The following is a 13,836-nucleotide window of genomic DNA, read 5'->3' on the forward strand; positions in this document are numbered from 1 at the left end:
CCTTAGAAAGTAAGAGAGGATATAGCGTGGTTAAAATAATGATAGATAAGCGGGAAACAGAGGTTGCCGAAGGCAGCATGCTCATCGAGGTCATCCGTGGAATGGGCATGGAGGTGCCTTCCATGTGCTATATGGAGGATCTGGAACATTTTACCTCCTGCATGGTCTGCGTGGTTAAGGACCGGAAGAGCGGGAAGATCATTCCGTCCTGCTCCATGGCCGTTGAGGAAGGGATGGATATTATCAGTGAGGACGAGGAGATCAGGGAGGCCCGGAGAAGTTCCCTGGAACTTCTGCTCAGCGAACACGTGGGCGACTGCGAGGCCCCCTGCCAGGTGACCTGTCCGGCCCATATGGATATTCCCCTGATGAATCGTCTGCTGGCTGCCGGTAAGTTTCATGAGGCCCTGGTGGTGGTGAAAAGGGATATCGCCCTGCCTTCGGTGCTCGGACGGATTTGCCCGGCCCCCTGTGAAGGGGCCTGCCGCAGGAAGACCATCGATGAGCCGGTGTCCATCTGCCTCTTAAAGCGCTACGCGGGCGATTTTGATATGGAAGCTGATCTTTCCTGGAGGCCTGAAAAAGAGGGAGATACCGGAAAGAATATTGCCATTATCGGAGCGGGTCCGGCCGGACTGGCGGCAGCCTATCACCTGGCCCTGAAGGGGCACCGCTGCCGGGTTTTTGACCGCAACCGCAAAGCCGGTGGCAGTCTTTGTAAAGAGGTAAGTTCAGAGGATCTCCCGGCGGAGGTCCTTCAACGGGAGATTGATACCATAGCGGCAGTGGGCGTGGAGTTCAGCCTCGAAACGGCGGTGGATGCAGCAGAGTTCGGGAAGCTGCAGCGCAGCTATGATGCCGTTGTGGTGGCCACCGGAAAGGGAGAGAGTGGTGTGGCGGAATGGGGCCTGCCCCTGCATTCCAAAGGAGTGGAGGCCGATGGAAAAACGTACCGGGTGGGCGGGACCGGGGTATTTGTGGTGGGAAGCGCCCTGAAGCCTTCAAAAATGGCCATTCGCGTACTTGGACAGGGGAAGGGGGCGGCCTTCAGCGTGGATCAGTATCTGCGGAATCAGCCTGTCATGGGAGAGCCCTTTCTCTTTAATTCCCGTTTCGGGAAACTGCTTCCGGCCGAGTTTGCTGAATACCTGAAGGAATCGGTGGAAGGGAATCGCCTGGAACCGGCACGGAAGGGGGACGGACTCAGCAAAGAACAGGTGAAGGAAGAGGCCGCACGCTGCCTGCACTGTGATTGCCGCGACCTGCACAAGTGCAGGCTCCGGCTCTACTCCGATGCCTACGGAGCCGACCAGAAACGCTTTAAATCGGAAGAACGTCAACTTGTTACCAAGCAGGATCAGCATCAGGAGGTGATTTACGAACCTTCCAAATGCATCAAATGCGGGATTTGCGTGCGGCTTACTGAAAAGCATCAGGAAGAATTTGGCTTCACTTTTATTGGCAGGGGATTTGAAGTCGTGGTCGGGATCCCTTTTCATGAAAATCTGGCTGCAGGGCTGAAAAAAGTGGCTCTGGAAGTGGCCGATGCCTGTCCCACGGGAGCCATCAGCCGTAAAGCCGAAAATATTTAAGCTATGAAGAACCGAGGTACTTTTATCCGGCTTTTGCTGGCCATGATAATATCCGCTTTCTGGACCACCCTGGAGGGGCAGAGCGCCTCCTGCTGGGGGAATTTCAGGGGAGATTCTCAGTTAAGCGGAGTGAGCAGTGCTTCCCTGCCCGAAAATCCGGCCCTTTTGTGGAGTTTCAATGCGCAGGACATGATCAAGGCGGCACCGGTGGTATGTGACGGGATCGTGGTGGTCGGAACCCTGGATGGTTCCCTCTTCGGTATAACATCGGACGGGACCCTGAAATGGAAGATCAGCGTCGAATACAGCATCGAAGCGCCGGCACTGATTGTCGATGGGGTGGTGTATGTGGGGAACCTGGACGGGACCCTTTATGCGGTCGATCTGAACACCGGCGCCATCAAGTGGACCTACCAGACCGATAATATGATCATGGGCTCTCCCTCCTTTTACCGGAAGGGCAACAAGAGCGTGATCCTGGTGGGCAGCTATGATTATTACCTGCACGGGGTCGATCCGGAATCGGGCCAGGGATTGTGGAAATATGAAACCAACAATTTCATCAATGGTTCGTGTGCCCTTTATAGCGGGATGGCCGTTTTTGGAGGCTGTGACGGCTATATTCATATGGTGGATGCCCTGACGGGGAAGGTCCGCACCAGCATGGAGATCTCCACCTATGTGGCCAGTTCGGCCGGAATTGACGGGGATTATGCCTTTGTGGGCGATTACGACGGGTTTTTTGTGGCCGTGGACCTGCTGGGACAGAAGGTGGAATGGGTCTTTGAAAGCGAGAAGTACAACCAGCCTTTTGTCGGATCACCGGCCATTTACGAGGATCATATTTTTATCGGAAACCGCGATAAATTTGTTTACTGTCTGAAAAAAAAGAACGGGAATCTGGTTTGGAACTATAACACCGGTGGTCAGGTAGATGCTTCCCCGGTGGTGGTCGGTAACAGGGTGCTGGTTGCCAGCATGCGGGGCGATCTTTTCCTGCTTGACCGGAAAAGTGGCAAGCCGGAATGGACCTATGAGCTGGGGACCGCCGTTTATGCCAATCCGGCCGTGGCCGACAATCGTTTTTATGTGGCCGGGGATGACGGAAGGGTTTATTGTTTTGGAAAAAAATAGAAAGGAAATCATATGAATATTATGCATATTATCCCCGGATCGGGGGGGAGTTTTTACTGCGGAAACTGTTTGCGCGACTCCAAGTACGTGGAGGCACTCCGCAAGTCGGATCATCAGGTGGTCAAACTGCCCATGTACCTGCCGCTGTTTGCCGATGAACATGATCTCAGCAGGGAAATACCCGTATTTTACGGGGCCATCAGCATTTACCTGAAGCAACTGTTTCCCATTTTCAGAAAGGCACCCGGCTGGTTCGACCGGGCCCTGAATTCCAAGCCCATGCTGAAGCTGGCTTCTAAATTTGCCGGTTCCACGAGGGCCAGGGGCCTGGAGGAAATGACTGTTTCCATGCTCCTTGGAGAAGAGGGACAACAGAAGGTAGAGCTGCAGAAAATGGTCGACTGGATCGTGGAAAACTGCTCTCCCGATGTGATCCATCTTTCCAATGCCCTTTTGCTGGGTCTGGCCAGGCAGTTGGGAGAGCGCCTGAAGGTGCCGGTAATCTGTTCCCTGCAGGACGAAGATGTCTGGGTCGATGTGATGAAACCTTCGGCGGCGGAGAGTGTCTGGAAGCTGATGTCGACCAAGGCGGAAGATGTGGCCAGGTTCATCTCGGTGAGTGACTATTATGCCGAAGTCATGAAGGAGAAAATATCCCTTCCGGAAGAGAAGCTGACCTCGGTGCATATCGGGGTGGATCCGGCCGATTATATCTTTAAACCGGCCTCTGAAAAGAAACGCAATATTGGCTATGTCTCCCGGATGTGTTTTGGAAACGGTCTGGATATCCTGGTAGATGCCTTCCTGCTTCTCAGGCAGAAGGATGGCTTTGAGGATGTGAACCTGGTGCTTACGGGAGGCTCCACCGGAGATGATAAGAAGTTCCTGTCCGATATCAGGAGCCGGATCAAAGAGCATGGCCTGCAAAACCAGGTGGAGTTCCACGAGGATTTTGAGGAGCAGGGCCTCCGGGACTATTTCGAAAAAGTATCGGTCGTATCGGTTCCGGTCCGCAATGGCGAAGCCTTTGGGATCTACCTGCTGGAGTGCATGACCTCGGGCATTCCGGTGGTTCAGCCGGCACTCGGAGCTTTTCCTGAGATCGTCGGACTCACAGGCGGTGGAGTGATCTACAGGGAAAATACCCCGGAGGAGCTGGCCCTGGCCCTGGAAAAACTGCTCTCGGATCCGGAAGAGATGGACCGGCTGAGTCACAGGGGGAAAGAGGGAGTGGACCAGCATTTCCACATAGATATACAGGCCAAAAGGATGCTGGAGGTTTATGAGAATGCCATAAAGTCTGTGAAATAATGCTTTTAGCTCTGGAAAACATCCATAAGGGATTTGGCAGGCGCGACGATTCCAGCTATCGTCCGGTGCTGAACGATCTCTCCCTGCAGGTGGAGGAGGGGGAGCGTATCGCCATCCTGGGGCCTTCCGGTTCCGGAAAGACCACCCTGCTGAACCTGGTGGGCGGACTGGACAGTCCGGATGATGGTCATGTGAAGTTCCGCGGAGAGGATATTACCGGTTATTCCAGCCGGGAGATCGATCAGTTCCGTAACCGGCAAATCGGTTTTGTGTTCCAGTTCCATCACCTGCTGCCCCAGTGTACCCTGCTGGAGAATGTGCTGATCCCCACCCTGGTGCAATCTGATAAGGCCTCCCGGCTGGAGAGTGCCGGCCGGGCAGAAGCGCTGATGAAACGGGTGGGCATCTGGGAATTCAGGAACAAACTGCCCGGGAAACTGTCCGGGGGTGAATGTCAGCGTGCCGCGGTGGTACGTGCCATGATCAATGCACCATCCATTCTGCTGGCCGATGAACCTACCGGGGCCCTGGACAGCGAGAACGTGGAGAATATGGCCGACCTTCTGCTGGAGCTGAACCGGGAGGATGGCCTGACCCTGATGGTGGTTACTCATTCCCTCGAACTGGCCCGGAAAATGGGCAGGACGCTGGAGATCCGGAATGGTAAACTGCATCAGCTCTGATCTTCCCTGCACCGTGATGACGATCCTGAAACTCATACGATCTAATCTGGTTTACTACAGCAGGAAAAACCTGCTGCTTGCCCTGGGTGTGGCCATCAGCGGAGCGGTGCTTACCGGGGCCCTGGTGGTGGGCGACTCTGTCGAGTACAGCCTGAACCGCATCGTGGATCATCGCCTGGGAGCCCTGACACATGTCCTGAAGGCAGGCGATCGTTATTTTACTGCTGAACTTGGCGAACGGGTCGGGGAACAATTAGGGATCTCCGTTTCCTCCATATTGTTGCAGGAGGGCAGTGCGGTGGACGATGGCGGGGCCCGGCGGATCAATCACATCCAGATGCTGGGGGTGGACCAGAGCTTTGATAAGGTGGCCGGACTGGATCCGTATTACGGAACTCTGTCGGGCGACTCCATCATAATCAGCCGAAACCTGGCCAACAGGCTCAGTGTAAAGGCAGGGGATGAGCTGCTGCTGCGGATCGAAAAAGCCAGTCTGATTCCCCGGAATGCCCCTTTTGTTTCCGATGCGGAAAGTGTAGTGACCCTCCGTGCCATGATAAAAGAAGTGGCGGACGATGACCGGCTGGGAAGGTTCAACCTGAAGGTTTCCCAAACAGCCCCTTTCAATATTTTTATCTCCCTGGAGTCTCTCGGGGACTTAATGGATTTTTCCGGAAGGGCCAATGTCATGTTGTTCCGGGCTGACGGACAGGCCGGCGGCTCAGGGGCCGGCACGGAGGAGATTCGGGAGGCTGTGGGAGCGCAGTTCTCGGCAGCCGACGCGGGACTGAAGCTGCACGTGCGGGACGAGCTCCGGCTGCTGGAGATCACCAGCGACCGGGTGTTTATCGATGATGCCCTCACTGTACCGCTTTCTGAAGCGGCAGCGGGAGGGGAAGGCATACTCACCTACTTTGTGAACCGGATCGAATCGGCCTCCGGTGCCGCACCTTATTCCTTTGTCTCCACGCTTCCGGCACAGATGCTGAAAGCAGGAGAGGTGATCATTAACGAGTGGCTGGCCGAAGATTTGTCGGCACAAGTGGGAGATACCCTGGAAATCAGCTATTTTAAGGTGGGCCCCCTCCGCGAGCTTACCGATACATCGGCCACCTTTGTGCTTCGTTCCATCGTTCCCATGGAGGGGCGTTACGGCGACGGGAACCTGATGCCCGACCTGCCCGGACTGTCCGATGCCGGCAACTGCCGCGACTGGGACACCGGGGTGCCCATTTCGCTGGAGAGTATCCGGGATAAAGACGAAGATTACTGGGATGATTTTGGAGGGATCCCCAAAGCATTTATTTCCGTGGAGCAGGGAGAGAAGCTCTGGAAGAACCGCTTTGGCACCTATACCTCTTTCAGGTACTCCCTGGAAGGGGCAGGGATGGCTGCGGCGGATAGTTCCGTGGAAGATCTGACCCAGGCGGCGCTGACTGCCCTGGAGGGCTCCCTCATGGAAAAGATCAGTCCGGCCATGCTGGGCTTTACCCTGGAGGATACCCGGACCAAAGGATACGAGGCCGCAGGGGAAGGGATCGATTTCAGCCAGCTCTTCGGAGGACTCAGTTTTTTCCTGCTGGCATCAGGTCTCTTGCTGATCGTACTGCTCTTCCTGCTGAATCTGGAGAGCAGGAGTGAACAGCTGAGGACCCTGGTGGTGATGGGCATCCCCCTGAAAAGCATACGTCGTTTCATACTGGGCGAGAGCATGCTGGTGACCCTGGTGGGGGCCCTGGCCGGAACCGGACTCTCGGTGGTCTATAACAAACTGGTGTTTATGGCCATGAACGGGGTCTGGAGCGGGGTGATCCGCACGCAGATGATGTTCATCGATATACGCATATCCACCCTGCTTACCGGGCTGCTTGCCACCCTGCTGATCGCCCTGCTGGCCATCTGGTTCCCTATGAACCGCAAACTGAAACGTCACTTCAGCGCCTATAAAAAGCAGGATCCTGCAAAGAGGCATAAGCTTGTTCTGTCGCGAAAGGGGATCTTATGGATTTCTGTAAGCACGGGCTTAACCGCCTTAACATTGATTGCCTCCCAGCTGGTTCAGACAGAGATCGTGAATGTGGCCCTCTTCTTCAGTGCAGGGGGATTGCTCCTGCTGTCGGCGGTTCTTTTCTTCTACTGGCTTCTGTCGCGCACGGTCACGGAAAAACAGGGAGTTATTGACCTGCAGCTCCTGAGCACCAAAAATGCCCGCAGGAACCTGACGCGCAGCATGAGCATTGTGATCCTTTTTGCCATCGGGGCCTTCCTGGTGATCTCCACGGGGAGCAACCGGAAGGACCTGTTCTCCAATGCCGGGGAAACAGGCAGCGGCACGGGAGGCTTCCTGTACTATGCCGAATCCACCGCGCCGGTTCTCAAAAAGCTCAATAATCCGGAGGTTCAGTATGAATTCGGCCTGAGCGAAGGCTACTCCTTTGTACAGTTGCGAAAGGCAGACGGAGACGATGCCAGCTGCCTGAACCTGAACAAGATTGTGAATCCCCAGATCCTGGGCGTGGATCCGGCCATGCTGGATGGAAGGTTCTCCTTTGTGACCCGCACCCCCTACCTGGATGAGGCCCATCCCTGGCTCTCCCTGCGGCAGGAGCTGGACGACGGAGTGATCCCGGCCATTGCCGATGAGACGGTGATCAAGTGGGGACTGGGGCTTGAAGTGGGAGATACGCTCCGTTACACCAATTCGCGGGGGGAGACCATGAGCCTCCTGCTGATCGGGGGACTGGCCCCCTCTGTTTTCCAGGGCAACGTGCTGATCGACGACAGGCGCTTTCTGGAGCAGTTTCCGGAGAGCAGCGGGACCCACGTGTTCCTGGTGGATGGGGCCATGGAGGATACGGCCCAAATCGCTTCGGAGCTGGGACGGGGCATGCGCGACCTGGGCTGGGATATGGAGCTGTCGGCCAGCCGGCTTGCGGAGTTTAATTCGGTGACCAATGCCTACCTCTCCATCTTTATGGTGCTGGGAGCACTGGGACTGCTGGTGGGGACCTTCGGACTGGTGGTGATCCTCTGGCGAAGCGTGATGGAGCGGAGCCGGGAGATCGCCCTGCTGAAAGCAGTGGGCTACAGCCGGAAAGAGATACGAAAGCTGGTGGTCAGGGAATACATGTTCCTGCTGCTCATGGGTATCGGGACGGGCTTTGTCACCGCGGTGGTGGCCACCCTGCCCTCCATTCTGAACGCACATACCGGGACTTCCTTTTTCTCCATCCTGGCCTGGCTTGCTGTGCTGGTGTTCAACGGCTGGTTCTGGATCCACCTGGTGGCCCGTTCGGCTCTGAAGAACGAATCCCTGTATACCGCACTCAGGAACGAGTAAGACATAATTCCTTTTACACCGCACTCAGGAACGAGTAAGACATAATTCCGTACATTAGGGAAATGAAACAACTTCATGCCGGCAGCATCAGGGAGTGGAGATCCTGGCTGCAGCAGCATCATGACCGGGAGGAATTGATCTGGCTGGTCTTTCGCAGGAAGGATGCAGGGCCGGTCCCCTTCAGCTACCAGGAGGCCCTGGATGATGCCCTCTGTATGGGCTGGATCGACAGTCTCGTGAAACGGATCGATGAAAGCACCTACATGCGCAAGTTCACCCCCCGAAAGGCCTCCAGCAACTGGTCGGAGCGCAACAAACAACGGGTCGGGGAGCTGATCCGGGAGGGAAGAATGATGCCCCCCGGAAAAAAGACCATCCAGGTGGCCAAAGAGAATGGCATATGGGACAAAAGCATTGAACTTCCGTTGGTGGATGAAAGCCTTCCCGGGGCTCTGCTTTCAGCTTTTCAGGACCATACTAAGGCAAGGGATCATTATTTTGCTTTGCCCGCCAGGGCACAAAAGCAATTCAATATCTGGATCAACATGGCCAAACGGCCCGAAACCGTTCGTAAGAGGCTCGAAGAAAGCCTGCGACTCCTTGAAAAAGGAGAGGAGCTCGGGCTCAAATAAAGGATATCACTACAGCAGCTTATAGGCACGGAAGGGGGCAGATTCATCGCTATGGGTAATCAAAAACAGGTGGTTCTCTTAACCGGCGCCTCCGGATCGATGGGCTTCGAGACTTTTAAGCTCCTCTGGGAAAAGCGGGACCGCTACGATATCGTACTCCTGCTGCGACCTTCCAAAAAGAACCGGAAGCTATTCCGGCACTATATTCGCCTGGCAATGGTCCCCACACTGGCCCGGGCAGGAAGCGGTCTATCCGCGGGCACAGGCCATGGGGCAGGCGCGGGCAGTTCTGCAGGCCGGGGACTGAAAATCGTCTGGGGCGATGTCCTCCACCGGGAGGATGTGGCAGAGGCCTGCCGGGGAATCGACTGGTGCCTGAATCCCATGGCGCTGATCTCTCCGGCGGCTGACCGCGATCCGGAGATGGCCGGAAAGGTCAATGCCCGGGGAACCCGCTACCTGGTAGAAGCCATCGTAGCCGAAGATCCGGAACATATCCGGCTGGTCCATATCGGAACCATAGCGGAATACGGCGACAGGCTTGCGCCTGTGCATGTGGGCCGCACAGGCGATCCGGTGATCCCCAGTGTTTATGATCACTATGCGCTCAGCAAAATCAAAGGGGAACTGAGTGTCATGCAGTCGCGGATTAAACACCGGGTTTCCCTGCGCCAGACCTTTATGATGATCCCCGGGCTCTTTTCGCTGATGGATCCCATCATGTTTCATCAACCCATCAACTCCTTTATGGAAAACATAACGGCCAGGGACTCGGGCCGCCTGATGGTTCGTTGCCTGGAAATGAAGGATGACTCTGACTTCTGGGGCGGGTATTACAATATTTCGGGCGGACCGGCCACCAGGATCACCTACCTGGAATTCCTGGAGCGGATCTATGGCATGCTGGGGATCCGCTACCGGAAGGTGATGGAGCGTAACTGGTTCGCCCTGAAGAACTTCCATATGCAGTTCTTTGAGGATTCGGACCGGCTGAACGATTACCTGCATCACTGGGAAGGTGGCCAGAGCATGGAAGCCTATTTCAGGGAGGTATGGAAGAATCTGCCCTGGTACCTGAAAGCCACCGCATGGCTTGCCAGACATTTCCCGCCTTTCCGCTTCCTGGTGGAGGCCGTCACCCGGACGCAGCTCCGAAGACTGGCACGTAAGCCCGATGGCACCCTGGGCTGGATCGGCCGCAACGACCGTGGACATATCCGGGCCTTTTACGGATCCCCGGAAGCCTTCCGGAAGATTCCGGGCTGGGATAAGGAGATGCCTTCCCTGGATCACAGGCAGAGCTATATCAGGCTGGATCATGGCTATGATGAACGGAAGGAGGAGCTGGATACAGGGGACTTGCATCAGGCCGCCCTTTACCGGGGAGGCCGGCTTTCGACGGATTCCTGGAATGGAGATCTGCACACTTCTCTCCCGTGGGAGTGCTGCCGTGGACATGCTTTTAAAATGACCCCGCATGCCGTATTGAAAGGCGGCCACTGGTGTCTGGAGTGCATCTCCCCGCCCTGGAACTATCAGGACATGGCCGGTAATAATCTTTTCACCACACAGGTTTTAAATCTCGCGGGCAGATAGATGCCAGACCTTGAGACTGGCTGATTAATGCGGATTTATCATAACCATGTTTCAGGATAGCGCTGTAAATTTCGCCATGGCTGTGACCTGGCCGGATATCTTTACTGGCAGAGCACAGATAAGAGAATGATCAGGAAGATCAATGCCCTGATTAAGGACATTGTAAGGCACCCTCATAAAGGCCTGGGAAAACCCGAAATGCTGAAGCACGATCATGCGGGCCTCTGGGCCATGCGATATGGTTTTTTGGCTCTTTAGTTGACTATCATGGAGACATGAGCTAACTTGTTTCAGAAAATATGCCAGCTATCCTATTTTCCGATTGATCGTGAGATTTCGTCCAGTACTCATTAATAATCTAAAGCTATGAAACACATTTTTCCCTTTCTTTTTACACTGCTTCTTGTCAGTTCCTGTTCCCGGCGGGCTGTCACGGGGACTGCCGGTGAGCTGACAGCGGCCTCCCCGAAAACTGCCGGGATGTCGGAGGAGCGACTGAGCCGTATTGAAACCATGCTGACCACCGCCATGGCGGAGGATCAGATCCCCGGGGCGGTGGCCCTGGTGGCCCGGAACGGCAAAATCGTCTATCACAAGGCTTTTGGAATGGCCGATACGGAAGCCGGCAGAAGCATGCAAAGCGATGATATCTTCCGGATCGCCTCCCAGACCAAGGCCATAACCTCCACGGCGGTGATGATGCTCTGGGAGGAGGGGAAGTTCAGCCTGGATGATCCCATCTCCCTCTATATTCCTTAATTTGAAAACATGGTGGTCCTGGAATCCTTCCGGGAGGCTGATTCCTCCTTTACCGGAATACCGGCTTCCCGGCCCATCACCATCCGACACCTGCTGACCCACACTTCCGGGATCGGCTATGGAATGATTGATGACGATAATTTCAGGAAGATTTACCAGAAAGCGGGGATCATTGATGCATTCACCACGGAAGAAGTGAGCATCGAAGAGAACGTCCGGAAACTGGCCGGGCTTCCCCTCCATCATGAACCCGGGGCGAAGTTCACTTACGGCGAAGGGCTGGATGTGCTGGGTTATTTCATTGAAATCATGTCGGGAAAAGCCCTGGACCAGTTTTTCAAAGAGCGGATCTTCGATCCCCTGGGCATGGCGGACAGCTATTTTTATCTGCCCGAATCCAAAAAAGACCGCCTGGTTCCTGTCCAGGTCAAAGAGACCGGAGTATGGACGGTTTTCCCGGCCAATGAATTTTTCGATCCCGATTATCCCATCCAGGGCGCCGGGACTTTCTTTTCAGGCGGGGCCGGACTTTCCAGCACGGCCCTGGATTATGCCAGATTCCTGCAGATGTACCTGAACCAGGGAGAATACAACGGGGTGCGCCTGCTCAGCCGAACCACCGTCCAGACTATTTTGACCAACCAGGTGGGTGATCTCCTGGGCGATTCGGGCGACGATTTCGGCCTGGCCTTCGGGATCCTGGATGAAACGGGAGCCGCAAAGGGAGGCAGGGGCAGCCTGGGCACCTTTGACTGGGGAGGGTATTTTAATACCCAGTATTTTGCCGATCCGGCGGAACATACCATCGGGATCCTGATGAAACAGACCCAGGATGCCTGGTCGGACGAAACCGGCTGGAAATTCCGACTGCTGGTGGGACAGGCGATCGCGGACTGATTCCCGGAGACAGGACCCTGTAAAGGGTTCAGGTCAGAGGAAAGGGGTCTTAGAGCGGGTCCATCTGAACGGTCACGGGCCAGCCGGTGAACTGACCGGCTCCCTTGGCCGGGATAAAGACATCGCGGGGCCAGCATTCGAAGGTGACCTCTTGGGCGGACTTGTGGAAACGGATCACCCCGAAACCTCCCGCCTGGGAGGGGCTCTCGGGATTGGCATAGGCCACCATGGTGATGGGGTTTCCCATTCCGTCGTAATAGTCTCCCGTCCACGGCAGCGGATTCTCCGGGTTATGGTTACCGCCCGGCTCTTCATCCAGGGGCCACCACCAGCGCTTGTAATAGGTATTGACACTGGCCGGAACGATAAAGGCCCAGGGACCGTCGCCAAACTCCTCGATCCCGTGCCGGATGACTGTGGGCAGGTGCTGGTCGCCTCCGATATGTACGGCATGGGCCTTTTTGATGGCCCGGAGCGCCTTCTTTCTTCCCGTTTGCGGCCAGCCATTGGAGTCCAGGTCGGCCAGCAGCCGGTTTTCGATGTTCCCGTGCAGATGGGCCGCTCCGCAGAAGCCGGTCTGGGAGAGCACGGCGCGCATCTTCACTCCGTCGGTCCACCCGGCCCACTGGTCCAGGAAGTCCAGCTGCCGCTCTCCCAGTAAGACCAGTCCGGGCAGGTCGATGCTGGCCGGATCGTAAGCGGGGTCGTAAATGTGATCGGGCCGGGGACCCTGCCGGGGGATCTTTCCGGCGGGACCCGATTTGAACTTGCGGTCCTCTATAATGGCAAAATCCACTTCTCCCAGCAGCAGGTTGGTATAGTAAACCCCGATGCCCTGACCGATGGGGGTGGGATCGTAGGGATCGGGCAGGTTGGCGGTCTGGCAGCGCTCCACCATCTTCACATATTCGGGGTGATAGGTATAGCCCCCGTCGGCTGCTCCATCCAGGGTGGATACTTTTCCGCTTTCCCCCCAGAGGTTGGGCTGGCCCACGTCGTGATCGTCCGGGATCGAAATACAGGGCCGCTCGCGCCACATCTCCCCGAACTGGGAGCCAAACAGCAGCCAGGAGGCCGTGTGTTCGGTGTGGTCATACGACTGGTCGCCCGCCAGGAAGATCAGGTCGGGATCCAGAAAATCGATGTTTCTCACATAGCTTTCCCGGTCGCCCCGGTCCTTGTTGCTGCTGCACGAAAAAGCGGCCACTACAATCTCTTCCTTTTCCACCGGGTCGTGGCGGATCAGTCCTTCGTACATGGCCTTTTTTCCATGCCTGAGCCTGTAAGCCACATCTTTGGTGGCATCCCAGTTCTCGATCCGGAAGAGAGCCGACCAGCCCAGGTCGTTCACTTCCGCTGTGGCGATCTCCTGCCACTGTCCGCCGCTCCGGGTTTCCAGCCTTACCGTGCGCGTTTCATCCGGATAAAGGGGATATAACTGCGCACTTAATTTCATGGTATTTTTCGATACGGTGTATAAGCCGAAAGCCAGCACTTTGTCACGCTCCACCTTTACGTCGTGGATGGGATTGGGGGCCCGGTTCCACCAGTCGTTGGTACAAATGGTATCCAGACCCGTAAAGGGAGCCGGCACGGGCGGTTCCATTTCCGAAGTGCAGGCGAGAGAGAGGGCCAGGATAAGTGTCAGGAACGGGAGCAGAAACTGTCTGGACATCTGAAAGTGTTTTAGGTGAACAATCACTCAAATGTAGCAGTTCAAAAAGAGAATACCAGATTTTTTTTCTGCTTGATTTATCTTTTAGTATCTGGAGTTATGTAACGACTTTATGTATAAAGGACCAACAAGGGTCTCTAGTTTTCGTCATCGGGACACCCTGGTGAGTTGCACGTGATCAACTCTACTTCTCAAGCCTGAACAGACCCAGTGCTTT

At 55.7% G+C, this 13,836-nt stretch carries 9 protein-coding genes and 1 pseudogene; 9 read left to right on the forward strand and 1 reads right to left on the reverse strand.

What is annotated here, in order from left to right; genetic code table 11:
• Positions 1-38 precede the first annotated feature (38 nt).
• From P1P86_14220 to P1P86_14260, 9 genes and pseudogenes are all read left to right on the forward strand, one after another.
• Complete coding sequence (locus P1P86_14220) at positions 39-1,592, forward strand: 2Fe-2S iron-sulfur cluster-binding protein (GenBank protein ID MDF1576341.1); 1,554 nt, start codon at positions 39-41, stop codon at positions 1,590-1,592.
• A gap of 3 nt (positions 1,593-1,595) precedes the next feature.
• Complete coding sequence (locus P1P86_14225) at positions 1,596-2,726, forward strand: PQQ-binding-like beta-propeller repeat protein (GenBank protein ID MDF1576342.1); 1,131 nt, start codon at positions 1,596-1,598, stop codon at positions 2,724-2,726.
• A gap of 12 nt (positions 2,727-2,738) precedes the next feature.
• Complete coding sequence (locus P1P86_14230) at positions 2,739-4,037, forward strand: glycosyltransferase family 4 protein (protein MDF1576343.1); 1,299 nt, start codon at positions 2,739-2,741, stop codon at positions 4,035-4,037.
• Entirely contained in the window at positions 4,037-4,720 is a 684-nt protein-coding gene (locus P1P86_14235) for an ABC transporter ATP-binding protein (protein MDF1576344.1), read from the forward strand. Before P1P86_14230 ends, P1P86_14235 begins: the two co-directional genes overlap by 1 nt.
• On the forward strand, positions 4,698-8,060 hold the full coding sequence (locus P1P86_14240; GenBank protein ID MDF1576345.1) for an ABC transporter permease: 3,363 nt from the start codon (positions 4,698-4,700) through the stop codon (positions 8,058-8,060). Before P1P86_14235 ends, P1P86_14240 begins: the two co-directional genes overlap by 23 nt.
• A 62-nt stretch (positions 8,061-8,122) precedes the next feature.
• Entirely contained in the window at positions 8,123-8,692 is a 570-nt protein-coding gene (locus P1P86_14245; GenBank protein MDF1576346.1) for a YdeI/OmpD-associated family protein, read from the forward strand.
• 51 nt (positions 8,693-8,743) lie between these two features.
• Positions 8,744-10,288 (forward strand): NAD-dependent epimerase/dehydratase family protein, encoded by a 1,545-nt coding sequence (locus P1P86_14250; GenBank protein ID MDF1576347.1) that lies wholly within the window; start codon positions 8,744-8,746, stop codon positions 10,286-10,288.
• Between the two features lie 87 nt (positions 10,289-10,375).
• Positions 10,376-10,546, forward strand: a complete 171-nt coding sequence (locus tag P1P86_14255) for a type II toxin-antitoxin system YoeB family toxin (protein MDF1576348.1) — start codon at positions 10,376-10,378, stop codon at positions 10,544-10,546.
• A gap of 255 nt (positions 10,547-10,801) precedes the next feature.
• Positions 10,802-11,944, forward strand: a pseudogene (locus P1P86_14260) (serine hydrolase).
• Between the two features lie 49 nt (positions 11,945-11,993).
• Here the strand turns inward: P1P86_14260 and P1P86_14265 are convergent.
• The gene (locus P1P86_14265) at positions 11,994-13,619 is read right to left on the reverse strand and encodes a hypothetical protein (GenBank protein MDF1576349.1); all 1,626 of its coding nucleotides are present in this window, start codon (positions 13,617-13,619) and stop codon (positions 11,994-11,996) included.
• Positions 13,620-13,836 lie beyond the last annotated feature (217 nt).

The sequence above is a fragment of the Bacteroidales bacterium genome (assembly GCA_029210725.1).
Taxonomy (GTDB): Bacteria; Bacteroidota; Bacteroidia; order Bacteroidales.

Coding starts and splice junctions, on each gene's coding strand:
- P1P86_14220 (MDF1576341.1), top strand. CDS start 39: ATGATAGATAAGCGGGAAACAGAGGTTGCCGAAGGCAGCATGCTCATC.
- P1P86_14225 (MDF1576342.1), top strand. CDS start 1,596: ATGAAGAACCGAGGTACTTTTATCCGGCTTTTGCTGGCCATGATAATA.
- P1P86_14230 (MDF1576343.1), top strand. CDS start 2,739: ATGAATATTATGCATATTATCCCCGGATCGGGGGGGAGTTTTTACTGC.
- P1P86_14235 (MDF1576344.1), top strand. CDS start 4,037: ATGCTTTTAGCTCTGGAAAACATCCATAAGGGATTTGGCAGGCGCGAC.
- P1P86_14240 (MDF1576345.1), top strand. CDS start 4,698: ATGGTAAACTGCATCAGCTCTGATCTTCCCTGCACCGTGATGACGATC.
- P1P86_14245 (MDF1576346.1), top strand. CDS start 8,123: ATGAAACAACTTCATGCCGGCAGCATCAGGGAGTGGAGATCCTGGCTG.
- P1P86_14250 (MDF1576347.1), top strand. CDS start 8,744: ATGGGTAATCAAAAACAGGTGGTTCTCTTAACCGGCGCCTCCGGATCG.
- P1P86_14265 (MDF1576349.1), bottom strand. CDS start 13,619: ATGTCCAGACAGTTTCTGCTCCCGTTCCTGACACTTATCCTGGCCCTC.